We start from the raw sequence: 23,929 nt of genomic DNA on the forward strand, positions 1-23,929 counted from the left end.
CCCCCCCCCCCCCGCACAGAAATACGTGAGAAATTCCACAAAATAATCCAAAAAAACCAATAAAAAACCCTACATTTTTGTGAGATTCCATTGTGGAATCGCGACAATCTCCCCAAGCATAACCCTGCGCAAAAATACAAAGGGCTACAACTGCTTGCCAATAGTTTGGTCGTTCAAATGTTTCCTAAGCACCAAATCAATAATTGGCTGTTCTCTTGAGTTTGCGCGTTTGCAATGGTCTTTTTGAAAAAAATCTGTAACCTTTATCACAAATTTTGCCCATTTTTTATCTCTTTCACGCCACGCGTGTGAAGAAACAGACTCCCAAGCATAGCCATTAAACAAAGTTGCATTCACGAAATGGTCTAATGCGCGCACTCCTTGCCTCACGCGCGACACCTTGCCAAAAGTTCCCACAATCACAATCAGCAAATAGCCAATAATCATTAAAGGAACGAGTGCGCATAACAATAAAGTCCCTGCCAACTTTTCTTTCATTTATTTTTTCTTTGTGCGAATTGAATCTGCATTCCATTTGCCGAACGAATCGTAAGACGTCCTACAACATCTGGGACAAAATTTTCTTGCAATTTTAATTCATAAGTTCTCAAAATATTTGCCAAAATCAAAACTGCCTCTTGCATCGCAAATCCCTGTCCAATGCAAATGCGCTCTCCCATTCCAAAGGGCAAATAAGTGTCTTTTTGAATTGCATTTTTTTCCTCAAAACGACTGGGGTCAAACTCGTGCGGATTTTTCCAATAACTTTCGTGTCTTTGAATCAGCCAAGGAGCAACCACGACACCAGAACCTTCTTTGACTAATTTATTTTGAATCTTAACCTCTTGTTTTGCAGTTCTTGCAAAGAATCCAACAGGTGGATAAAGTCGCAAAGATTCTTTGAAAATATTAGAAACATATTTTAATTTGCGCAAATGTTGCAAAGTAAGAATCTCCTCTCCCGCGACTTCTATAATTTCCCTATAAGCCTTTTCTTGCTCCTGTGGCGAAATACTTAAAATATACAAAGTCCAAGTTAAAGAACTTGCACTCGTCTCGTGTCCTGCCAAAAATAGCATTGCCACTTGGTCTAAAATCTCTTCAAAGCTGAATCTTTCGCCACTTTGTGGGTCAATCACTTCAAGCAATGAAGCCAAAATATCCTCATATTCTCCATTTTTCCCCGCACTCATCGCGTCATAACGTGGCTTGATAATGTCTGCTAACACTCTACGAATCGTATCCCCTGCCCTCATTCGCTTGCGCTCCCCTAAGAGATAAGAAATCCATTGTGGAATGCAAAACATTTTACGAATCGCTGTATGCACGGTTTGTTCTTGGAACACTACAAAAGCGTCCAAGACTTCTTTGCCTTGTGATTCGTCTAACTTTTGGGATAGAATCGTGCGAAAAATTACATCTGCTGTTACAAAAGTCATCACCTCATCTATCTCTATGATTGCGCCATTTGGATAGCGGGCAAGCTTTTTCATCATATCTTCTACGGCTTCATTCATTAAGCCAAAAACTTTTGTAATGCGCGCCTGCTCAAAGCTCGGGCGCAAAAGCTCTCTTTGTTTTTGCCATACTCCACCATTTGTTGTAAAAATACTCTCACCAAGCAAAGGCTTAAGAAGCTGATGCAACCAATTGCTTTTGGGAAAATTTTGCACCTCATCTACCATTACGCGGCGCACATCTTTAGGGTGATTGACGATATAAAGGTCAAAACCGGGCATTTTAACCTGTCCAGATTTCATTTTGTAGCTTTTTTCATACAAGCCATCAAGCCAAGAACGTCTTTTGAGTAAAAATGTCGTCAGCAAGCTTGCTTTATTTTTATGTGGCTTAGGAAAAAATGGACATTGTCCCATTAGGCAACTCCTATCTTGGATTCTAAAGTGTTTTTGCCACCAATGAAATTAAAAAAATCGTATGAACCTAAAATCTCATTAGCATACAGATACAAAAAATGTGCCAAATACCAATTATAACGTATTTTCTTATAAGTTTGTGGGGTAAAGAGCTGATGAAATCTAGGCGATAAGAACTTTGGTTTAAACCTTGCTTGGATTCCAGAAGCACGAAAGAAATCAAGCAAAGGAAAGCAAGCCCCATCAATCTTAGCGGTAAAATCAAACCATACAAGTGGCACATTCCCAAGCGTTTGCAAATCCATCTTAAACTGCCCGCAACTTTTTTGAAAACTTACAAGTGGTATGCACTGCCCAAGCGTCAGAATCTTAAAACATTCCAAATCCAACTTTTGCTCCTGTGCGATTCTCACCACCCTTGCCGCAACGCTCATTGCCAAAATTGTTCCGACACTATGTGCGCATAAAATCAATTCATAATTCTTTGTTTCTTGTTTTTTTTGCAACGCATTAAGAATCGCATTGCTAAACTCGTTGATAAGAGTCCGAGATTCTGTAATCTTGCCCGCAGCATATTTTGCGCAAAACACATAAATATTAGACAGCCAAAATACCGCAAATTTCTTACCCAAATACAAAATGACTTTCGTAACGCCCCACAAGCACGCTAGCGCACAAAGAATCGCAACAGCAAGATTCCAAGATTCTAGTATTTCAAATAAATAAAAAATTCCAACAAAACTAACTGCATAGCTTAAGCAAAAATACACAATGGGATACAATCCCGCAATCAACTGCGTCCTAGATTCTTTGGCAAAGATTCTAAAAATACCAGAAAAGATATAGGTTTTTAGGAAATAAGCAAAATCAAACACAAAATCACGCAGACTTTTTGCCCAATATTTTTTGACGACACTATCCCATTGCAAAAAATGATAATTGACTTGCGATTCCTCTCCAAAAATCACACAATAAGGAATCTCATCTTTTTGGCTACAAGGAGAAATACTAAGATTTAACCCATTAAGACAATTTTGCTTATAAAGATTCCGCTTCAAAAGTGCATAATAATAGCGATAACTGCGTGGGTCATAACCTGCGAGATAAAACACATCTTTTTTGTTTTCCATATCCTACTTTCTTCAAGCCACTTAAGCTTTTTCTTGCACTTTGACATTTGCTCTTTTGCCTCAAATTATAACGATTCCTAGATTAAAAATGCCAAAAACTTAAAAACTTTAAAGGTTTAATAATCTTAAATGGCTTAGGATTCCTCTTTGTATTGTGAAATATCAGGTTGAAACTTATAAATTTTGTTTTTCAAGCGCACAAGCAAGCCCGTATCAATGAGCTGATGAAAAGTTTTTACCACAGTAGGCTTACTCACACCCACTTCTTGCACAATATCTTCATAAGAACCATAAAAAATATTCTCATCATTGCTATGCTCAATTAAATATTTAATAATTTCAATTTTCTTGCCGCCCACAAAAACAGAAATTGCATTTAAAAGCACATTTTTAGCGCGCAATTCATTTGCCTGATATTTTGGCAAAGTCGCACGCAAGATTGTTTTTAAAAGTTCCTCTACATCAATAGGTTTTAAAATATACCCATCTACTCGCAATTCAATACAATCTAGTAAATAATGGGTTTCGGTATGCGCAGTTACTACAATGACAGATAAATCCCAAAGCGGATTCTTACGAATCTCACGCAGAAGTTCTATGCCATTTAATTTAGGCATTAAAATATCTGTAATAATTAAATCTATTGTTTCGTTTTTTAGAATCTCCAAAGCCTCTTTACCATTGCGAGCTACCACAAGCCTATCCACATAATCTTCAAGCACCATAGAGGCAAACTTCAAAATATCTTCCTCATCTTCAACATAGAGAACTTTTAAGTTTTTTAAAATTTTTTCATCATTTTTTGACAACATTGTTTCTCCTTGATTTTAGCTTTTTAACGGAATCCTGATTATAAATTGCGCTCCACAACTTCCATCTTTAATGGGACAATTTGGCATACATACTTTTTCTTGGCATAAAATATTATCATAATGCACATTACGCACCTCAATGCTTCCTTCCATTTGTTTTTCTATGATTTGCTTAGACATATACAATCCAATTCCTGTGCCAACAGATTTATGTTTTGTTGTAAAATAAGGTTCAAAAATCTTTTGAATATCCTCTAACTTAATCCCTCCACCATTGTCTGTAAATAGAATCTTAACACAACTTTTAGAGGAAAATTCCTTGCATATTTCGCCCTTTTCTATATCCACCACAATACGAATCCTAGCAGGTGAAATCAGACGCTCTTTTAAAATATCTTCCGAATTTTTAATGAGATTCAAAATCACTTGTGAAAAAGCACTTTTGTAACCATACAATTCAATATCTTGAGGGCAATCTACTGCGACACTAATTTCATTCTGCTTTAAAAAAGCATCTACAAGCGAAATAGAATCTTGGATATTCGCTCTTAAATTAAATACCTCTTTATCGCTAGAGGAATGAAAAAAATTGCGAAAATCCTCAATCGTCTGGGACATTGCTTTGGCGATTTTTAAACCATCATTGACTTGCAAATCAATAAATTCTTGTGTGAGCTTGCCATTTTGAGATTTTACCTTAAAAGTCTGAATCAGCAACATAAGCGCATTCAAAGGCTGCCTCCACTGGTGTGCAATATTGCCAATCATCTCCCCCATACTTGCAAGTCTCGCTTGTTGATACATAATCTGGTCTTTCTTGCGGCTTTCTAGCACTTCTTGCTCAATTTTTTCTTGCAATGAATTATTGAGATTCTGTAATTCTTTGGTTTTTTCTTGCACTTTTTGTTCAGACATTGCATGCAGGCTTTTAATATTACGCAAAATCAGAAAACTAAGCAAAATAGTGGTGAGCATAATCAAGCACATCATCACCAAAACAACTTTATGCACTACACTATGCAAGGCATTATTGCGCGCCTTTTTAATCTCCACAAAACGCAAACTTGCATCAATCATACGCGAAATTTCAACATTCAGATGATTTGCACTTTGTTTAAAAGTCTCTTCTTTGGAAACTTTAGAATTTTGCAGCGAAGCAAGATAATAGCTAATCGCACTATCAAGGTGATTTAAATGTGTTTCAAAGCTAGATTTTTCATCTAAAATTAAATTTTCTCCACCAAAGAGATAATAAATTTTTAATAAAAAATGTGTGAAATAGCTCTCATTAACAAGATTGCTTTGTATGTTTCTATAATTTTCCCATTGTGCGATAATAGTTTCTTGTGCTTTGATAATTTCTGTTTCTTCTAATTTATGTGCAGCGAGAATGTTTTGGGCATTTGCAACACTTTTATGCAACTCTTCTAAACTAATAAGAGATTGACTATATTCGGTAAATAGGACATCATAATCATATTTTAAACTAAAATAATATACATAAGAAACAACCGCTAAAGAAAGCAATCCTGAAGCAATATTGAACACTAACACGCGCGTTTTTGCTTCTAATGTTGTTCCAAAAATCCTAAATATTTTCAAATCTCAATCCCAAATCTTTAAGAAATAACTTGTGCGACATTGTAACACTAATTTATAAGATTCCGCATAAAAACCCGAAACAAAAACCCTCAAACTTTTAATAAATTTGCAAAAAATTCAAGAATCTTACAAAATTTTAGAATTATTTTATACTAAAAGGATATGATTACAAATATACTTAAATTTTAAAGGAGTTTAGTATGAAAAAGATTTTGTTAGGAATCGTATTGGCAGCTGGCTGTTTAATGGCAAGTGATGGTGCAGCAATCTACAAAAAATGTATTGCGTGCCACGGAGCAAATGCTGAGAAAGTTGCTCCCGGAAGCAAAGGTGGTGTAACAATTGCCGGAATGGACAAAGCAAGACTTGTAGAGCAACTCAAAGGTTATGCAGCTGGAACTGCGGATAATGGCGGCGCAAAAGCAATCATGTATGCAAACATGAAAAACTTTAAATTAACTGACGCAGATATTGATGCAGTAGCAGACTATATCTCTAAACTTCCTGCTGCTAAATAGTCTTTCTCCCACTTGTTGGGAGATTCTTTTCATCAATGCCTTACTTACAAATAGACTCTCAAAAATTTTTGCATAATTATCAAATTATTTTAAACACTATTGCTCCTAAAAACCCAGAAAAAATTGCTATTGTCCTCAAAGACAATGCCTATGGACACGGGCTTAAGCAAATTGCCGAACTTGCTAAACGCGTTAAGATACAAAATGCCTTTGTAAAAAATACCTATGAAGCTTTAGAAATTGCGCCATTTTTTTGTTGCGTTACGATTCTATATCCCCATTCTCTGCCTTGCAATTCTCTTTTTAAAGAAGCATTACAATCGCCCAATATTTATTTTTGCGCTCCTAGTTTAGAATCCCTGCAAAACTATCCCAAAGGCACAAAGATTGAATTAAAGGTAGATAGCGGAATGCACCGCAATGGAATCGCAAAAAATACATTAAACCAAGCCTTTGAACTTATTGCTCAAAATGCTTTAGAGCTCAAAGGAGTCTTCACACACAATGGATTTGGAGATGATTTTGGCAGTGAATTTTATACGCAAAATACGGAATTTTTGGCAATCAAAGAAGAATCCTTGAAACTTTGCGCACATTACAATCTTCCGCGTCCGCGATTCCATTCTCTAAACTCCTCTGGCGCATTTCGTGCAAAAGATACACAACAAGATTTGCAAGATGATTTATTTCGTATTGGAATCGCATTTTATGGTTATTTATGCCAAGATTCTGCCTTTATTACGCCCAATCTTAAGCCTATTGCAGCACTCTTTGCGCAAAAAATCTCCACTTTAACGCTTAGACCCAATGCAAGGATTGGCTATCGCGGCATAAGCACCTTAAAAGAAAATAGAGTTTCCACTTATGACATTGGCTATGGTGATGGATTATTTCGCTTGCGTGAAGGTATGCAAGTCTGCACTGCAGAGGGATTTAGAATCCTGCCTCGCGCCTCTATGGATTGCATTAGCATAGAATCCGCACAAGAAGAAGTTTGCGTTTTCAATGACGCCCGCATATTTGCCCAAGCATTTGAAACAATCCCTTATGAGATTTTATCTCATTTGCACGCCTATATTCCAAAAGTTATCATTTAATCCAATAAAATATTTTCCTCAATACCAACAACAAGACTAAAATCTATCGGGAAAAATCTCCAAAAGCACTCGTTTTTCTAAATCATAAAGAGCATAACGAATTGCTTTAAACTTTTCGCTTTCCTCAATGAAGTCTATTTTCAAAATCTCTTCAAGCACACGGGCAGATTCTTGTGCCCGTTTAAAATTAGCAACAAAAACACTTTGAAGGTTTTTACGATTCTGCTCTTCTTTTATAGAAACTCTTAAGACATCTTTATTGGAATCGCGTGTATCTAATAAATCCAAATAAAATTCTACGCGGCATTGATGACGAAGATTTTTAAGTGTAGAAGCAAAGTTTTTGTGATTGAATCCATAACGCAAAATGTCTTCAACTACACGAATCCCTTCGCGTAAGCGATTGAGATTCGCATCTACAATGCGCAAAGTGCGCAAGGGAGAGCTTGAATTATTCTCTTGAGTTAAAGATTCCAAGAATTTGGAGCAAAGAAATAAATAAATTTAAGAAGTCTAAATACAAACTCACTGCTGCCATTACAGGGCTATCATATAAGCCACGCACGATATTTTGTGTGTCATAAGCGATAAAAATGCTGAACAAAATCGCTCCCGCTCCCGCTAACACAACTTGTAGAATCGAGCTTCCCAAAAATAAATTAATCAAAGAACCCACGACTACAACGATCAATGCGATAAATAGCATTTTGCCCATACTTGCTAAGTCTTTTTTCGTGCGCAATGCAAAAATACTCATCACGCCAAAAATCGCTGTTGTCAGCAAAAACGCTTGAGCTACAATCTCTGCTCCACCGGGCATTCCTAAGATTCTGCTAAGAATAGGAGTGAGTGTTAAACCTGTCATAAAAGTAAAGGCAAAAAGCAACAATAAATTAAGACCTGCTTTTGCTCTTGCAAACATTAAACCAAACAATAAAGCAAATTCTAAAATCACAAATCCAATGTAATATTGTGAAACCAAATCTCCTAATGCAGAAATTCCAATATATGCACCCACCGTTGCCGCAAGTAAAGAACCTGCAAAAAGTTGATAAGTTTGTTTTACAAAACTAATGAGCGCAATATCACTTTGTGCAAAAGCCTCATTATTTGTTTCATTCTGATAACCTTTATAATTCAAGGGTTTTCTATCGTATAATGACATTTTAGTATTCCTTTTGTTTTAATTTTGAGGTTGCGATTATATCTAAAATTCACTAAGAATAGCATTAAATATGTTACAATTTTACTTTATTTAAAGAACTTGGAGCGAAATGAAGAAAATTAAAATTTTTATTAATGGATTTGGCAGGATTGGACGCTGTATTACACGTGTTGCACTCTGTGAAATGCAAGATAAAATTGAAATTGTTGGCATTAATGACCTTGCAAATCCAGAGATTTTAAGCTATCTTTTAACGCACGATTCCGTGCATCAAAATACCCCAATCCAATGTGGAGAAAATTCTTTCACTTTTAATGGCGTCAAAATTCCTTTCTCCCAAAAGAAAACACCAAAAGAGATTGATATTTTAGGGGCAGATATTGTCATTGAAGCAAGTGGTTTATTTTTGACACAAAAAGAAGTGGAATCCCATTTACAAAAAGGAGCTAGACGCGTGATTTTTTCTGCTCCTGCAAAAGACGATACAAAAACTTTTGTCTTGGGAGTAAATCACAAGGATTATCAAGGGGAAAAAATCATCTCCAATGCAAGTTGCACCACTAATGCGCTTGCTCCGATTATTATGCTACTAGACGAAGCATTTGGTATAGAAAAAGGAATCTTAACAACCATTCATAGTTATACCAATGACCAAAATCTCATTGACGCCGCACATCGCAAAAACGACTTTCGTCGCTCACGTGCAGCAGCGGTTAATATTATTCCAACAACAACAGGAGCAGCTAAAGCATTGCACTTGGTATTGCCACAAATGAAAGACAAACTACATGGACATAGTGTGCGCGTTCCTGTGCCAAATGTCTCTATGGTAGATTTAAATGTTAATTTAACACAAAAAACTAATGCAGAAGAAATCAATGCGATTTTCAAAGAAGCAGCTAACAATAGGCTTCGTGGAATCTTGGGCGTAGATATGAACTTTGGCGTTTCACAAGATTTTGTAAATTGTCCATTAAGCGGTGTCGTAGCACTTGATTTGACTTTTGTATTGGGTGAAAATATGGCAAAAATTATGACTTGGTATGATAATGAATGGGGCTATTCTCACAGAATCCTAGAAATGGCTCATTATATTTTAAAGGACAAAATTTGAAAAGTATAAAAATTTTTATTTATATTTTACTTAGCTTCTGTTTATTAAATGAAATTGCACTAGCAGAAAAAGTAAAAACAAACATCAAGAAAGAAATACAGAAAAAGAATGCCCCTTTTGACACTTATGAGCTAAAAGGTCAGCAAGATGGAACAACCTTATTAGTGATTGGTGGAATCCACGGAGACGAGCCGGGTGGATTCTTCGCTCCTGCACTTCTTGTAGATTTTTATCAAATCAAAAAAGGCAAAGTAATTGTTGTGCCTAATTTAAATCCAGATAGCATTTTAGCCTTTAGACGCGGAATTTATAGAGATATGAATCGTAAATTTGCCACCATCAAACGCAATGATCCAGACTTTGATAATATCCAAGCTATTAAAAAACTTATTACCGATGAAGAAGTAGATTTCATTATTAATCTCCATGATGGGCACGGATTTTACCGAGAAAAATGGGAAAACTCTATTTTTAACCCTAAAGCTTGGGGACAAACTTATGTCATTGACCAAAAAACTTTAGACAATGTAGCCTTTGGAGATTTGGATTCCATCGCCAAACAAATAGAATCCAAACTTAACCAACGCCTACATTATGATTTTCATACCTTTGGTGTGCGCAATACAGAAACGCGCATTAAAGATGAAGAACAGCAAAATTCTCTTACTTTCTTTGCTATTACGCATTTGAAGCCTGCATTAGCAATTGAAACAAGCAAAAATATTACCGAATTGCCCCTTAAAACACTCTATCAATTAAGCTCCATTGAAGCATTAATGGAAATTTTAGGAATTGAATTTGAACGCAAATTTGACTTAAACCTAGAAAATGTTACCCAAAAAGTTAATGATTTTGGTAGCGTTAAAATCAACCATAATGTTACTCTTGATTTAAATGGAATCCGAAGCCTTATCAATTTTACTCCGCTTCTAGCGCAAAACAATGTTTTTGATTTTACCCACCCTCTTGGGCGCGCAAAGAAAACAAAAGAAGGATATGAAATCTATATCGGACACAAAAGAATCAGCTTGCTAAAGCCTGATGTTTTCCCTATGCAATGCGATGTAAAAGAAGTTGAGATAGAGCTAGACAAAAAATCAATAAAAGCGAATTTTGGTGAAACCTTAGATTTCCAACAAAATTTCTTAATTCGCGGGCAAACAGGAGTGCGCGTTAATGTGATAGGTTATTCCAAAAAAGGAATCGTAAGCGAACATGGACTTACCATTGATAAAGAAAATATTGACAAACGTTATTCTTTAGACCGAGCAAAAAATATCTTTCGCGCAGAATTTTATCAAGGTAAAAATTTCTGTGGTATGATTAATTTACGCACAAAAGAATAAAAATGCAATCTCCAAATATTCAAGACAAACAAAACACCGCAGTTGTGTTATTAAATATGGGAGGACCTAATTCTTTATTTGAGGTAAAAACATTTTTACAAAATATGTTTGCAGACCCTTATATTTTGCCAATTAAAAGTAATTTTTTGCGCTCAATGGTTGGGAGCTTTATTGTCCATAAACGCTTGGAGGAAGCACAAAGCAATTATCAAAAAATTGGTGGAAAATCACCACTTGTTGGGCATACTTTTCAATTATGTGCAATGTTGCAAACTATGGAACCGCAAATATATTTTACCTACGCAATGCGCTATACTCCGCCTTTTGCGGACATAGTTGCGCAAGATTTAAAAGAACGTGGCATTCAAAAAGTTGTGCTTTTTAGTATGTATCCACATTTTAGTTACACAACCACAGCGTCCTCAATGGAGGATATTTTAAGGGCATTTAAGGCAAATAAGTTTACACCAAAAATAGTGCAAGTGGAACGTTATTATAAGGATAAGAGATATAATTTAGCAATAGTGGAACGCATTAAAGAAGCGTTAGGTGGAGAGGATTGTAGGGATTTTCATCTTGTATTTTCTGCACACTCCCTACCGCAGAGAAATATAGACAATGGAGACCCTTACCAAAAAGAAATTTTAGAAAATGTAGAGATTCTAGAATCACTTTTTAAAGAGTTTGGGCTGGAGTTTGCAAGCATAAAAGTTGCTTATCAATCTAAAATTGGACCTATCAAATGGCTTGAACCTAATCTACAAGATATTTTGCCCTATTATCAGAATAAAAAACTACTGATTTACCCGATTTCCTTTACAATGGATAATTCAGAAACAGACTTTGAACTCTCCTACCAATATAAACTAGAAGCACAAAAATATAAGATTCAAGACTATCGTGTCGCAAAATGTCCTAATAGCACACAAGATTTTGCAACTTGCATTTTAGAGCTAATTCAAAATGCAGAACCGCTTGTATATTAAATTTTTATCAAGAGCAAAATATTAATATTTGTTAAATAATGAGAGAATTCTAAACTAAAAATATAGGGAGAAAATTGTTAGCAAAAGTGTGAGTAACTCACACTTTTGCTTCTTCACGTCTTTGCAAATATTCCCAATATTCATTCACATTTTTTTGCCATTGCTCAATGATATGCTCATTTTCTGGTTTAAACAAATGTTTAAATCTTGCTTGAGCACCTAAATAATCACGCACAGGCACGATATTTTTAGGACGATAAGTGATTTTTAATTCTCTTCCATTAATAATTTCAAAGAGTGGAAATACAAGAGAATCTACCGCTAAATCACTCATTTCAATTGTTTGATTAGATGGGAATCTCCATTCTGTGGTGCAAGCACTCATTGCGTTGATAAAAGTTGGTCCTTCTGTTTCAATCGCAGTTTTGATTTTTTTACTCATATCTTTCCATTTATTAGGCGCAACTTGCGCAACATAAGGAGCTCCGTGTGCTGCCATAATAAAAAGCAAATCTTTTTTCTTGTCTTTTTTACCATAGCTTACGCGCCCCGCTGGTGTAGTAGTTGTAGAAGCACCAAGCGGTGTAGAACCACTCCTTTGCCCCCCTGTGTTTGCATACACTTCATTATCCAAACACACATAGGTGAAATCGTGCCCTCTTTCAAAGCAGCCACTAATAAATTGGAATCCAATATCATAAGTAGAACCATCTCCACCAAAGGCTACAAACTTGGGCTCTTTATCACTATAAAGCCTATTTTTGCGCTTTAATGCCTTATACATTGCCTCTGCACCTGCAATTGCAGTGGAACTATTCTCAAATCCAATATGAATCCAAGGAGTATCCCAAGAAGTATAGGGATAAACTGCAGTACTCACTTCCAAACAGCCGGTAGAAGTTGCAATCAACAAAGGGTGTTCTGTGGCGTTTAATACTTCACGCACAATCATTCCGTGTGCGCAACCCGGACATAAAAGATGCGCACCTTCAAATCGCTCACTCGCTTTTGAATATTGTTTCAAATTTTTAATTTCACTCATTTTGCGCTCCTTAATTAAATCCAAGTTTTGGACCTCTAAGTCCGATAAATTGCTGTGTTGGGTGCGTTAGCTTCCCTGCTTTTGCATTGGCTTGTAATTCTTTTAGAATCTCTTGTAAATTGCTTTGTGTCAAATCGCGTCCGCCCAGTCCATAAATATAGTTGCTTACCACAGGTTTATTTGTGCCGTGATAAAGTGCTGCTACACCTTCGTTATAAAGCATTCCCATTGCACCTGCGGGCAAACTTCTGTCTAAAAATGCTACCGCTTTGACTTTACTTAAACTTTCACAAAATGCCAAATAGGGAAATGGTCTAAGCGAACGAATACTTACAACACCTGCTTTAATACCATTCTTTCTTGCTTCTTTTGCAGCAATTCTTGCCGATTCCACCGTTGTGCCAAGTGCTACGATTGCAACTTCTGCATCTTCCATATCGTATTTTTCTACAATGTTATATTTACGCCCTGTGAGTTTTTCAAACTCTTTAAAAGTGCGTTCAATCACGCCCATAGAATTCATAATCGCATTGTGCAACTGCGCCTTATGCTCAAAATGCCAATCCTCCTCTGTTTGCGCCCCATAAGTTGCCGGACGCTCAAAATCTAGCATTGCATTTTTAGGTTTGTAATCACCAATAAATTTATAAGCCTCTGCGTCTTTTAGCGGGCGCACACTCTGTGCTGTATGAGAACAAATAAATCCATCTTGATGCACCATAACCGGCAAGCGCACATCATAATCCTCTGCGATTCTAAATGCCATAAGATTAAAATCATACGCCTCTTGCGGATTATAGGTACATAGATTAATCCAACCCGCATCACGTCCCAAATACATATCTGAGTGGTCTCCATTGACATTTAGGGGACTTGCAAGAGCACGATTCACGACATTTAACACGATGGGCAAACGCATACCTGAAGCCTGATAGAGCACTTCCACCATCAAAGCAAATCCCTGTGAGCTTGTTGCTGTTGCTACGCGTCCGCCTGCTGCTGCTGCGCCTACACAGCCACTCATTGCTGCGTGTTCGGATTCTACCATTACAAACTCGCCATCAATATAACCATTAGACAAAAAAGTTGCGTAATTTTGCACAATCGGTGTAGAGGGAGTAATCGGATATGCAGAAACAACATCAATCTGTGCTTGTCTCATTGCGTGGCTTGCTGCCATATTGCCGTCCCAAACTTCTACTTCTTGTAATTCATAAACTTCTGCCATTATTAATCCTTTTTCTTTTCTTCTTTTTTGGGCCATTTGCTAAGTGCATTTTCATTGCTCTCATAATCGCTAAACATCAAAAGAGATTTTGGATTTGTTGGGCATACATCTACGCACACACCACAGCCTTTGCAATGCACATAATCTATACCGCTCATTTTTTCATCTCGCACCAAAATTGAAGAATCCGGGCAATAAACCCAACAAAAATAACAATTAATACAATGCTCTACATTATGCACAGGTTTTTCTACACGCCAATGCGCTACACTCGCTTTATAAGAGCTATCCTCGCGATAATTCCTAGAATCTGCGTGTTTTTCTACCGCTGCGTTCCCTTTATCAAAAGGAAACAGCACAGAACCCGCTTCAAACTCGTTCCAACCTTTATAAGCCATTTTTTACTCCTATTTTACTTCGCTATACGCTTTTCTGATTACTTCCATATTTGCATCAATAATTTTTTGTGGAAGTTTTTTGCCTAATACTTTTTTGAAAGATTCCAAGAAAAAGTCCAACTCCAACGCACCTGAAATTTTTAAAAATGCTCCAAGCATTGGTGCATTAGGGATTGACTTACCAAAAGCCTCTAAAGAAAGCCCAATACAATCTAATGTATAAACTTCCTTACCTTTAAGCTCTGGCTTGGATTTTAAAAATTCCTCTTTACTTAAATGTGTCGTAATAATGTATTTTGTGGAATCCTTTTCGTTTGCGCAAATATCTGTAATATACACTAAGCCCGGGTCAATAACTAAAATATAATCGGGATTCATAAATTTTTCGTGATTAAGAATTGGCGTATCATCAATGCGATTGTAAGCAGTCATTGCTGCGCCTCTTTTTGCTGAACCATAAAATGCAAAAGCCTGCACTTCCTTGCCTGTACCTGCAATCACATCTGCCAAACCTTTTGCTCCGGTTACTGCGCCTTGTCCTGCACGGCTATGCCATCTAATTTCAAGCATAATGCCTCCTAAATTTAATTTTTAAAGTTACAACTTAATTTTAAAGAAAACGCGCTTAAAAAAATCACTTTTTATGTTACATAGCCATAGAAAAATATTTCAAATGTGTAAAAATAACCCATATTATTTGGAATCACAACAACAAAAATAATCTAAAAATATTAAAATGTGGAATCCTAAAAAAGTAAAGAATTGTAAGAAATAATGCAGTTTTTATTTGTAAAGCCCCAAAGGGGCTTGGATTATTTTTGGCTTTCTTTGATATATTCCATCACCATAGCATACGCTTCGTCTTTAAGTTCTAATTTTTTGCGTTTTAGCTCGGCTAATTCCATACTTGAAGCGTGTTCTCTACCCTCTGAAATATCTTGAATTTTTTGGTCTAATTCATTATGTTCATCAAAAATTTTAGCAAAATGTGCGTTTTCTTGTTTTAAAACGCTAATCTCATCTCGGTATTCGTGCAACATTGGCTCTCCTTAAAGGTAAATTAATATATAAATTATAGACAAAATTGCCTTAATGCTTACCATTTTTACAAAATTTTAGATAATCTTATTTAAATTTTATGAGCGATAATCCGCATTAATTTTGACATATTCGTGTCCTAAATCACAACCATACGCCACAAAAGATTCTGTGCCCTTACCAATCTCACAAACAATCCTAAAAGAATCCTGTTTGAGAACTTCTGCGGCTTTCTTTTCGTTTTCATTATCAAAGTAAATCACGCCCTTTTGATAAACACACACTTCATCAAAATAAATCTCTAATGTCTTAGGACTACATTCAATTCCACTTGCTCCAATCGTTGATGCGATTCTACCCCAATTAGGGTCGCAACCAAACAATGCAGTTTTAACGAGCAAAGATTGACTTAACGCCTTGGCTGCTTTTTGCGCTTCTTTTGCAGTTTTTGCGCCTCTCACTTCAAAGGCAACAAGCTTCGTCGCACCCTCACCATCACGCACAATATCCGTTGCGAGTTTGTGCATAATCTTTTCTAACACAAATCCGAATGCTTCCTTATTATATGCTCCACTCTTGCCATTACTTAAAAGCAAAATCGTATCATTTGTAGAAGTATCGCCATCTACGCTAATCGCATTAAAAGTGCTTTGAGCCGCATTTTGTAAAAGCTCTTTCATATCCGACTTTGGAATCTCGGCATCTGTGGCAATAAAACACAACATTGTTGCCAAAGAGGGATTAATCATACCCGCACCCTTGCACATCGCACCGATTTTAAAACTAGTCTTATCCTCTAGCACGACTTCAAAAGCAATTGTTTTGCTAAAGCGGTCTGTCGTCATAATTGCATTTGCTGCTTTTACGTCGTCTTTTTTTGTTAAATCAAATTTTAAAAAAGATTCCACAATTTTCGTCTTTGGAAGCTGCACACCAATCACTCCGGTAGAACTCATAATCGGATTACAAATCACAGGAAATTTACCTTTGGCTTCATCTAATATTTCTTTAACATTTGCTACACCTTCATCACCTGTTAGGGCATTCGCATTTTTAGAGTTAATTAACACGAAATTCGTTTTGAAATTTTTATCATATTCTTGATAATGCAAAATGGGTGCGGCGCAAAATTTGTTTTGTGTAAAAATCGCTTCCACTTCACACAAAGAATCCGAATAAATAAAAGCCACATCGGGTTCTCCATTTGACTTTAATCCCGCACTTACTCCGTCGCAATAAAACCCTTTTGCCGCTGCGATTCCACATTGTATTGGGAAGAAACTAAACATATTTTAACTCCTCTGGTTTATCTTTTTTAAAGATAAGCTGTTTTGTTAGATGCACACCATGTGAAGTGCCAATCACAAGTAATTTGCATTCGCTTGTTACTAAAGTATCCCCATTAGGCATAGAAATAAATTTGCCATCTTTTTGCGTAATCCCCACAATAGAAGTCTGTGTAATCTCACGCACATGGGCTTCTTTGAGTTTTTTTAGGACGAGCCAAGAATAACGAGGCACAACAATTTCTTCTAAATCAAGCGGTGTATCCTTTTGATAAGCAAATCTCTCCAAAAGATTCTCCATATCCGGACGCGTTGCCATTGCATTAACTCTTTGAGCGAACAGCTTTGAGGGAGACACAGCGTAATCTGCACCAAGTTTTTTAAGCTTTTCCTCATCTTCATTATTATCCGCATTGCCAATAATAAAATAAGGTTTGCGCCCCAATTCACGTTCATAAAGCCTCACGGAAGCAATTTGAGCAATATTATCTGCAATATTATTGGACAATGTAATCACCCCACGCGCGCTAGAGAGATGACATTTGAGCATTGCAATTTCCGTATGTGGGTCTTCGTTAATAAAAAAAGGATAATGATATTTTTGCGCAATATCTTCTAAAGAATCGTTACGATCCACCACTACGAAGGGAATGTGTGCCTCACGAAATTGCTGTGATAGCTGTATCGTGTATTCATTGTGATAACAGATGATAAAATGATTTTTTAATCGCGCAATTTTGTAAATCATATTACGTTCCTTAATAATTGGAATCAGTTTTCCCCGACTAAGTATATCAATCACACTAACAACACAGAAGCTTAAAACAAGCGAACCTGCTAACATTACAAAAGCGGTATAAAAGATGGTTAAGTCATCAAATTCGCCCTCTTCTAATGCGCCAAAACCTGTTGTAGTAAAAGTATAAGAAGCCTGAAAAAATGCGTCAATTAAACCATAGTCTGTAAAGACTAAATAGCCAAGTGTGCTGATTATTAAACCTGCAAAAATTAATAAAAAAGACGCGCGGAAAGGTTTTAATTGCTCATAGAGCAAACCAGACATATCAATATCTGGCTTTTGAGTGCCCTCCCAATGGAGAAACTTTTTGAGCCTATCAAAAGCCACAGCTCAACCCTGAACTAAGGATTAAGAGCGTTTTTTCATAGTGCGCAATGTGGAAGCTGCGATTCTTACTTTCATTGTCCTGCCGTCTTCTAATTTAATTCTCACGGTTCTTAGATTCGGCAAAGACCGCTTTCTCGTCTTGTTATTTGCGTGGCTTACATTATTGCCAACCATTGGACCTTTACCTGTAAAAAAACATTTTCTTGCCATTTCCTAACCTTTTAAATCTTAAAATTAAAATCGCCAATAAGCCAATAAATAAACTTTGGATTTTATCTCAAACTAAATAATAAAAAGTTTAAATTCTCTTAATTTAGCTGTTTTTTGATTTCCTGGACAATATCAAATCCGTGATTGAGTGCAGCTGCAATAGAACCACCATTTTTATATAAAATGTCTCCTGCAATATAAACACCCGCAACTGAACTTTGATGTTTGTCATCTGTGAGCGGAACGCCATCTGTATCTAATTCTACACCACATTTGCGCAAGAAATCTACAGGAGCCATTCCTCCAATTGCATAAACTACGCGTTCATATACCGCACTTGTTCCATCGGTGAAATTTACTTTCACTTTGCCCTCTTGTTCTTCTAAGCTTTCAATATCCACGCCGAGTTTGGGCTGAATTTTGCCATTTTTAAAACATAAATCCAAATTTTCCTGATTTGCCTCATTGATTCTTGTAAATTCTTTTCTACGATAATTTAAAGTTACAGGATTCGTTTCACTAAGCACACACGCATATTCTACGGCAGAATTTCCTCCACCTACGACTAAAATATTCTCGCCATCTACACAACTATTTGCATTAAAATTGACGAGATTTTTAATACTATTTGGAATCGCATAACTTGGCTTGTTGGGTTGTCCCATTTTTCCGATAGAAATCACAACAAATTTCGCTTTAAATTGCGTATTTTTAGCGGTATAAATAAGAAAATAATCCTTTTCTTTTTTGATAGATTCCACTTCTGTCTGAAATTGCACTTCAAAACCATTTTCTTGAATGATTTTATCAAATAAATCTAAAGTGCTTTCCTTTGTGCCATCACAAAAATAAATGTTCCCATTCAACTCAACTTTTTGACCTTTATAATCCTTATCCACGCGTTTTTTATCTTTGTAAAACTTGCGAATCGTGGTAGAATGCCCCTCTCCCTTTTCAAACAAAATGACATCTTTAATACCTAAAACCATTGATTCTACTGCCGATGCGATTCCACCCGGACCGCCGCCTACAATTGCAATATCATAAATTTCTTTCATTCATTATCCTTTGAATTCTTTTTTGAATTATCCCTTGCTGCGTGGCGCAAATCCTCTTCACTATCAAACAAAACGCCTTGCATCATTTTTTTTTCATCATCAAATTGCCCACTTTTTAAGCCCCACAAAAAAGCAATCAGACCGATTAATCCAATCACAATACTTGTCGCAAGCATTACGGCAACCATTGTTGTATTCATAGCATTTTCCTTAAAAAAGGCAAAAGGGATTCTATGTGCAATCCCATTGCATTAGAGGTTGCACCAACTTGTCGCTTAATATAGCTCTGATGAAAACCCTCTATCATCACTGCGCCCGCTTTATTTGCCCACAAACCACTTTGCAAATAGGATTCTAAATCTTGTGGAGCAAAAGGAAAAAGCTCAAAATAAGTCTGGCTTAAATCCATATAAAAAAACTGCTCACAATGCAGAATCGCGCAAGTTAGAATCGTAAAGCTTTTACCATTTTGCGATTCCAAAAACACACTTGCTTCTGCTTTGTTTTTCGCCTTGCGCTGTAAAACTCCGCCACAATCAATCACACTATCCACAATCAAAAGCGGCAATTCTAACCCATAAAGATTTAACGCGCTTTTGTGTTTGCCAAGTGCTGCTTGATAGACAAAAGTCTTAGGCTTATCTAAAGGCAACTGCTCCTCATCAAACCCATTATCGCATTGAATAAAAGGAATCCTGTACGCTTCTAAAATTTGCTTTCGCGATTTGGAAGCAGAACATAAGCGCAACATAAAATTCCTTACACCTCAAGATAAACTTAAAATTATAATCTTATTAAAATTATATTTTGATAAGATTCATTGATTTTTAAAACTAACCGCCACAACAGCAATAGCAAATCCACCATCGTGAGAAAGAGAAAGACTTAGAGAATGGAGATTAAAATATTCCATTTTTTCATTACTTAAATGCAGGAGTGGAGCACCCTTTTGGTTCTTGGAAATCCATATATCGTGGAATCCTAATTCCTTTCCGATTCCACATTTTAATGCCTTTGCACAAGCTTCTTTTGCTGCCCAAAATCCTGCAAGACTTTGAGGGTTTTTAGCAATTTGCATTTCAGAATGATTCAAGAATCTTTGCAATCCTTTCTCTCCAAATTTTGCCACTAAAGATTCTATACGCTGAATTTTGACAATATCTACTCCCACATCAAACATTATTGCACTACAAATTCAGTAAAAAAGATATTAACCACTCTACCATCTACCAAAAATTCGTTCAAGCGTTCTACAATTTCTTCTTTCAACTTCTGCTTGCCTTTAGCCGTCTGCACTTCTTCAAATGTTTTTGAACTAAGAATTGAAATAATCACATCACGCAAAACGCCTCGTTTTGTTTCAAGTTCTGTTTGCATTTCAGCAATGCTAAGCTCCAATGAAATAGAAGTTTTAAGATAACGTTTGCCACCTCCTGAAGTCATCAAATTGACAATAAATTGGTCCAAAGGATACATTGGTCCAACACTTAGGAGGTTGCTATTTGGATTAGCGGCACTCCCTTTATTTGCTGCACTTTGTTGTTGAGGAGCAGCAGTTGGTCCTGCTTCTGGCTCATCTCCTCCGCTAAAAATCAAAATCGCAACAACAATCAAAATAATCAATAATAATGCAACAACACCAATAATGATGAAAAGTAGCATTTTATTCTGTTTTAAGCCTTCAAGTTTGGATTCTTTTTTGGTTTCTTCTTCTGCCATTTCCTCTCCTTAATAAAAATTTTATTATATAAAATCTTTTTTTAAATTTTCAAGTTTTACATTTTTAAATAACTTCCAAGCCATTTTAATTCGTTTGGATAGCGTCTAAATAATTCGCTCACATTCGTATCATCAATGTGTCCATCAATATCAATAAAAAAGCAATAGTCAAAATCATTCCCTGTGCGCTTAGGGCGAGATTGGAAAAAAGTCATATTAATATTTAAATCTTTTACATCATAAAGCAGACGATGAATCGCACCGGGCTTGTCGTCGTTTGCCAAAATTGCAAACAAAGAAGTTTTATCTTTGCCGCAAGGTTGATTTTTGAAATTACTAATCACAATAAAACGCGTTTTATTGTCTGAATTGTTCTCAATATTTTCAAATAAAATTGGTGTGCTATAAAGTTTCGCTGCAATAGGTGAGCAAATGGCGGCACATTTGGGATTTTCTTTTGCAAGCTGCACTGCACGTGCGGTAGAATCTACCGGAATCCTCTGAATATGGTCTAAAGAATGCTCGCTTAAAAAATTAGAACATTGTCCAAAGGCGATGTCTTTAGAGTAAATAACCTCAATTTCTTGAATTTTTTGTGTCTGACTTGCAAAACAATGATGAATCGGCATATAAATTTCAGCTACGATTTTTAACTCTGTGCTTCTTAGCAAATCCAATGTTTCGCCCACAACGCCATTTTGACTATTTTCAATCGGAATCACCGCATAACTTGCGCATTGATTTTCTACACTTTTAACTGCTTGCGTAATGGTATTGTGAGAAAAATATTCACACATTGCACCAAATCTGCTTTCTGCCGCTTGATGTGTATAACTTCCAAGAGGACCAAGATACGCCACACGTTCTGGCGATTCCAAATTACGACTGACTGCAAAAATCTCCGAATAAATTGCCTCAATCGCTGCTCTATTAAGCGATAAAGAACCTTTAGAGTGCAATCTATCAATGATTTCTTTTTCTCTCTCTGGACGATAAATAGGGGTATTGCTCTGCAACTTTGCTTTGCCAATGCGTTTGACAATCTCCATACGCTTTTCTAATAATCCCAAAATTTCATCATCAATACTATCAATCTCTTTTCTAAAATTTTGTAAATTCATCTTAAGATTCCTTCATAAACAATCTTTTTCTAACGCAATCAAATCCTCTATGCACTCTCTTTTGCGGATTAATCGTATGGCTCTATTTTCAACTGCAACCTCTGCACAGCGCGGACGAGAATTATAATTACTTGCCATACTAAACCCATACGCTCCAGCACTAAGCACCGCTAGCACCTCTCCATTTTGCAGAGGAGGCAAGGAAATGTTTTTACCCAAATAATCTCCACTCTCACAAATTGGACCTACCACATCTGCACTACTCAACTCTTGCGATTCTGTGCTAAGCGGCACAATCTGATGATACGCATCATAAAGACTTGGACGAATTAAATCATTCATCGCACCATCTACAATCACAAACCGCTTATTTTGATGTATTTTTTGATAAAGCACTTTTGTCAAAAACACGCCACTATTTCCTACGATAAATCTACCCGGCTCACAAATAATTGTCAAGTCCAATCCTCGCAATTCCTCTAAAATTGCTTGTGCGTAATCATAAGGATTAATGGTGGTTTCATCACTATAAGTGATTCCAATCCCGCCACCAATATCAAAAAACTTAATCTCAATTTTGAGTGCCAACAAACTATGCGCAAGTTGTGCGATTTTGCGTGCGGATTCCGCAAGAGGCTTAAGCTTGGTTAATTGACTGCCAATATGAAAATGAATCCCGACAGGCTCTAAGTATTTGGAATGATGTGCCAACAAATACATACCCTTAGCCTCTTCTATGCTCACACCAAATTTATTTTCTTTTAGCCCTGTGGAAATATAAGGGTGCGTTTGTGGGTCAATATCTGGATTGACACGTATAGAAATTCTCGCAGGGATTCCTAACTCTTGCGCACAAGATTCCACAAGCAACATTTCCTCTTTGGATTCTACATTGATAAATAAGATTCCAATGCGCAAAGCTTCTTGAATCTCAAAAGCTTGTTTGCCCACGCCGCTATAAATGATTTTATACTTTGGAATCCCTGCCAAAATAGCGCGCTGAATCTCGCCCAAAGAAACACAATCCGCCCCGCTCTCCAAACTAGCCAATTTTTTGATAATGCTTAAATTAGAGTTTGCTTTTAGCGCATAGCAAATCATTGTTTTTCTTCCGCTAAAAGCCGCTTTCATCTGCTCATATTTTTCTTGGATTCTATCTAAATCATAAACATATAAAGGTGTGCCAAATTCTTTTGCAGCCTTTTGTAATAAATCTTTATCAAAATTTCCATCAAGTTTAGGGATATTTTGGGATTCTATATTTTTCATTTCTCTGCTCTTATTTTTCTAGTTGAATTTGTAATTATAATCAAAAATGCCTTAAATCTTTAAACTAAAATTAGTTACACTTTCAAACTTAAGTTCATAGTATTAAAAGGTTCAAAACATAATGAAAGATAAGATTATTTTATTTGACTTAGATGGCACATTAATTGACTCTACGCAAGCAGTCTATGAGGGCATCTGTAAAGCTTGTGAAGCCCTCAATCACCCTGCTCCAAGTTATGAAAAAGTCAGCTTACAAATTGGACACACGCTTGAGGATATGTTTAAAACTTTTGATGTAGAATCCTCCAAGATTCCAGACTTTATCGCAATTTATCGGCAACATTATGGAGAAATTTGCATTCCTAAAACACATTTGTTAAACAATGCACAACAAGCAATTATAGAAGCACATTCGTTCGCGCATTTAGGAGTTGTAACCACCAAAACAGGCAAATACTCTAAAATCATCTTAGAACATCTCAAAGTCCTAGAATATTTTACTTGCGTGATTGGTAGAGAAGATGTCAAGGAAGCAAAACCAAGTGCTGAACCTATTTTATTAGCTCTAAAATCAATGCCAAAGGATATTACAAAAGACCACATTTATATGATTGGGGATACGCCTTTAGATATTCAAGCAGCAAACAATGCGAATATTCAAAGCATAGGCGTGCTAAGTGGCTATGCGAGTTTGGAGCTATTGCAATCTTATACAAATCACATTGTGAAAGATTCCCTAGAAGCTGTGCGCAAGATTCAAACTTTGTAAGCTTGTTATCATACAATCCGC

General features: G+C 36.4%; 28 protein-coding genes. 6 read left to right on the forward strand and 22 right to left on the reverse strand.

The features are described from left to right. Positions 1-144: 144 nt before the first annotated feature. The 5 genes from K2N75_RS06445 to K2N75_RS06465 form a co-directional block, all read right to left on the reverse strand. Complete coding sequence (locus K2N75_RS06445) at positions 145-498, reverse strand: hypothetical protein (RefSeq protein WP_297679534.1); 354 nt, start codon at positions 496-498, stop codon at positions 145-147. Beyond that, a complete protein-coding gene (locus K2N75_RS06450) occupies positions 495-1,874 on the reverse strand; it encodes a cytochrome P450 (RefSeq protein WP_297679535.1) in 1,380 nt (459 codons plus the stop codon). The genes K2N75_RS06445 and K2N75_RS06450 overlap by 4 nt, the downstream gene beginning before the upstream one ends. After that, positions 1,874-3,004 carry a hypothetical protein gene (locus K2N75_RS06455; RefSeq protein WP_297679536.1) on the reverse strand — a complete coding sequence of 377 codons (1,131 nt, stop codon included), beginning with the start codon at positions 3,002-3,004 and terminating at the stop codon, positions 1,874-1,876. The genes K2N75_RS06450 and K2N75_RS06455 overlap by 1 nt, the downstream gene beginning before the upstream one ends. 134 nt (positions 3,005-3,138) lie before the next feature. Then, positions 3,139-3,816 (reverse strand): response regulator, encoded by a 678-nt coding sequence (locus K2N75_RS06460; RefSeq protein ID WP_297679537.1) that lies wholly within the window; start codon positions 3,814-3,816, stop codon positions 3,139-3,141. A gap of 15 nt (positions 3,817-3,831) precedes the next feature. Beyond that, complete coding sequence (locus K2N75_RS06465) at positions 3,832-5,418, reverse strand: HAMP domain-containing sensor histidine kinase (RefSeq protein ID WP_297679538.1); 1,587 nt, start codon at positions 5,416-5,418, stop codon at positions 3,832-3,834. A gap of 200 nt (positions 5,419-5,618) precedes the next feature. Here K2N75_RS06465 and K2N75_RS06470 point away from each other — a divergent pair, with 200 nt between their 5' ends. Together K2N75_RS06470 and K2N75_RS06475 are read left to right on the forward strand one after the other, a co-directional pair. Then, positions 5,619-5,936, forward strand: coding sequence for a c-type cytochrome (locus K2N75_RS06470; protein ID WP_297679539.1), 318 nt, complete (start codon positions 5,619-5,621; stop codon positions 5,934-5,936). A 35-nt stretch (positions 5,937-5,971) separates the two neighbouring features. Then, a complete protein-coding gene (locus tag K2N75_RS06475; protein ID WP_297679540.1) occupies positions 5,972-7,033 on the forward strand; it encodes an alanine racemase in 1,062 nt (353 codons plus the stop codon). A gap of 36 nt (positions 7,034-7,069) precedes the next feature. Here the strand turns inward: K2N75_RS06475 and K2N75_RS06480 are convergent, their stop codons facing one another. Both K2N75_RS06480 and K2N75_RS06485 read right to left on the reverse strand, forming a co-directional pair. Then, a complete protein-coding gene (locus tag K2N75_RS06480; protein WP_297679541.1) occupies positions 7,070-7,510 on the reverse strand; it encodes a thiamine-phosphate pyrophosphorylase in 441 nt (146 codons plus the stop codon). Next, positions 7,485-8,198 (reverse strand): Bax inhibitor-1/YccA family protein, encoded by a 714-nt coding sequence (locus tag K2N75_RS06485; protein WP_297679542.1) that lies wholly within the window; start codon positions 8,196-8,198, stop codon positions 7,485-7,487. The genes K2N75_RS06480 and K2N75_RS06485 overlap by 26 nt, the downstream gene beginning before the upstream one ends. Positions 8,199-8,307: 109 nt before the next feature. Here K2N75_RS06485 and gap point away from each other — a divergent pair, with 109 nt between their 5' ends. The 3 genes from gap to hemH are packed head-to-tail and all read left to right on the forward strand — an operon-like array spanning position 8,308 to position 11,644. Further along, positions 8,308-9,312 carry a type I glyceraldehyde-3-phosphate dehydrogenase gene (gene gap / locus K2N75_RS06490; RefSeq protein WP_297679543.1) on the forward strand — a complete coding sequence of 335 codons (1,005 nt, stop codon included), beginning with the start codon at positions 8,308-8,310 and terminating at the stop codon, positions 9,310-9,312. After that, positions 9,309-10,658 carry a M99 family carboxypeptidase catalytic domain-containing protein gene (locus K2N75_RS06495; protein ID WP_297679544.1) on the forward strand — a complete coding sequence of 450 codons (1,350 nt, stop codon included), beginning with the start codon at positions 9,309-9,311 and terminating at the stop codon, positions 10,656-10,658. The genes gap and K2N75_RS06495 overlap by 4 nt, the downstream gene beginning before the upstream one ends. A gap of 2 nt (positions 10,659-10,660) precedes the next feature. Then, entirely contained in the window at positions 10,661-11,644 is a 984-nt protein-coding gene (gene hemH / locus K2N75_RS06500; protein WP_297679545.1) for a ferrochelatase, read from the forward strand. A 97-nt stretch (positions 11,645-11,741) separates the two neighbouring features. Here hemH and K2N75_RS06505 read toward each other — a convergent pair whose 3' ends face one another. The 15 genes from K2N75_RS06505 to lysA form a co-directional block, all read right to left on the reverse strand. After that, positions 11,742-12,686, reverse strand: a complete 945-nt coding sequence (locus K2N75_RS06505) for a thiamine pyrophosphate-dependent enzyme (RefSeq protein ID WP_297679546.1) — start codon at positions 12,684-12,686, stop codon at positions 11,742-11,744. A gap of 10 nt (positions 12,687-12,696) precedes the next feature. Further along, a complete protein-coding gene (locus tag K2N75_RS06510; protein ID WP_297679547.1) occupies positions 12,697-13,914 on the reverse strand; it encodes a 2-oxoacid:ferredoxin oxidoreductase subunit alpha in 1,218 nt (405 codons plus the stop codon). A gap of 2 nt (positions 13,915-13,916) precedes the next feature. Beyond that, entirely contained in the window at positions 13,917-14,312 is a 396-nt protein-coding gene (locus tag K2N75_RS06515) for a 4Fe-4S binding protein (RefSeq protein WP_297679548.1), read from the reverse strand. Between the two features lie 9 nt (positions 14,313-14,321). Continuing rightward, positions 14,322-14,882 carry a pyruvate flavodoxin oxidoreductase subunit gamma gene (locus tag K2N75_RS06520; RefSeq protein WP_297679549.1) on the reverse strand — a complete coding sequence of 187 codons (561 nt, stop codon included), beginning with the start codon at positions 14,880-14,882 and terminating at the stop codon, positions 14,322-14,324. Positions 14,883-15,124: 242 nt separating this feature from the next. Continuing rightward, on the reverse strand, positions 15,125-15,352 hold the full coding sequence (locus K2N75_RS06525) for a YdcH family protein (protein WP_297679550.1): 228 nt from the start codon (positions 15,350-15,352) through the stop codon (positions 15,125-15,127). 96 nt (positions 15,353-15,448) lie between these two features. After that, positions 15,449-16,639, reverse strand: a complete 1,191-nt coding sequence (gene argJ / locus K2N75_RS06530) for a bifunctional glutamate N-acetyltransferase/amino-acid acetyltransferase ArgJ (protein WP_297679551.1) — start codon at positions 16,637-16,639, stop codon at positions 15,449-15,451. Then, the gene (locus tag K2N75_RS06535; RefSeq protein WP_297679552.1) at positions 16,632-17,762 is read right to left on the reverse strand and encodes a potassium channel family protein; all 1,131 of its coding nucleotides are present in this window, start codon (positions 17,760-17,762) and stop codon (positions 16,632-16,634) included. The genes argJ and K2N75_RS06535 overlap by 8 nt, the downstream gene beginning before the upstream one ends. A gap of 21 nt (positions 17,763-17,783) precedes the next feature. Next, the gene (gene rpmB, locus K2N75_RS06540; RefSeq protein ID WP_297679553.1) at positions 17,784-17,972 is read right to left on the reverse strand and encodes a 50S ribosomal protein L28; all 189 of its coding nucleotides are present in this window, start codon (positions 17,970-17,972) and stop codon (positions 17,784-17,786) included. Between the two features lie 98 nt (positions 17,973-18,070). After that, positions 18,071-19,030, reverse strand: a complete 960-nt coding sequence (locus K2N75_RS06545; protein ID WP_297679554.1) for an NAD(P)-binding domain-containing protein — start codon at positions 19,028-19,030, stop codon at positions 18,071-18,073. Then, positions 19,027-19,230, reverse strand: coding sequence for a cbb3-type cytochrome oxidase assembly protein CcoS (gene ccoS / locus K2N75_RS06550; protein ID WP_297679555.1), 204 nt, complete (start codon positions 19,228-19,230; stop codon positions 19,027-19,029). The genes K2N75_RS06545 and ccoS overlap by 4 nt, the downstream gene beginning before the upstream one ends. After that, a complete protein-coding gene (maf, locus tag K2N75_RS06555; RefSeq protein WP_297679556.1) occupies positions 19,227-19,781 on the reverse strand; it encodes a septum formation inhibitor Maf in 555 nt (184 codons plus the stop codon). Before maf ends, ccoS begins: the two co-directional genes overlap by 4 nt. Positions 19,782-19,847: 66 nt before the next feature. Beyond that, on the reverse strand, positions 19,848-20,210 hold the full coding sequence (acpS, locus tag K2N75_RS06560) for a holo-ACP synthase (protein WP_297679557.1): 363 nt from the start codon (positions 20,208-20,210) through the stop codon (positions 19,848-19,850). Continuing rightward, a complete protein-coding gene (gene fliL / locus K2N75_RS06565; RefSeq protein WP_297601787.1) occupies positions 20,210-20,749 on the reverse strand; it encodes a flagellar basal body-associated protein FliL in 540 nt (179 codons plus the stop codon). The genes acpS and fliL overlap by 1 nt, the downstream gene beginning before the upstream one ends. A 56-nt stretch (positions 20,750-20,805) precedes the next feature. Then, on the reverse strand, positions 20,806-21,870 hold the full coding sequence (gene pheA / locus K2N75_RS06570; RefSeq protein ID WP_297679558.1) for a chorismate mutase: 1,065 nt from the start codon (positions 21,868-21,870) through the stop codon (positions 20,806-20,808). 12 nt (positions 21,871-21,882) lie between these two features. Beyond that, positions 21,883-23,139 (reverse strand): diaminopimelate decarboxylase, encoded by a 1,257-nt coding sequence (gene lysA / locus K2N75_RS06575; protein WP_297679559.1) that lies wholly within the window; start codon positions 23,137-23,139, stop codon positions 21,883-21,885. A 121-nt stretch (positions 23,140-23,260) separates the two neighbouring features. On the opposite strand from lysA, the gene K2N75_RS06580 reads away from it, so the two are divergent. Next, entirely contained in the window at positions 23,261-23,908 is a 648-nt protein-coding gene (locus K2N75_RS06580) for an HAD family hydrolase (RefSeq protein WP_297679560.1), read from the forward strand. The last annotated feature ends 21 nt before the right edge of the window (positions 23,909-23,929 follow it).

Origin of the sequence: Helicobacter sp. (assembly GCF_029067145.1) — a bacterium.
Classification (GTDB): domain Bacteria; phylum Campylobacterota; class Campylobacteria; order Campylobacterales; family Helicobacteraceae; genus Helicobacter_D.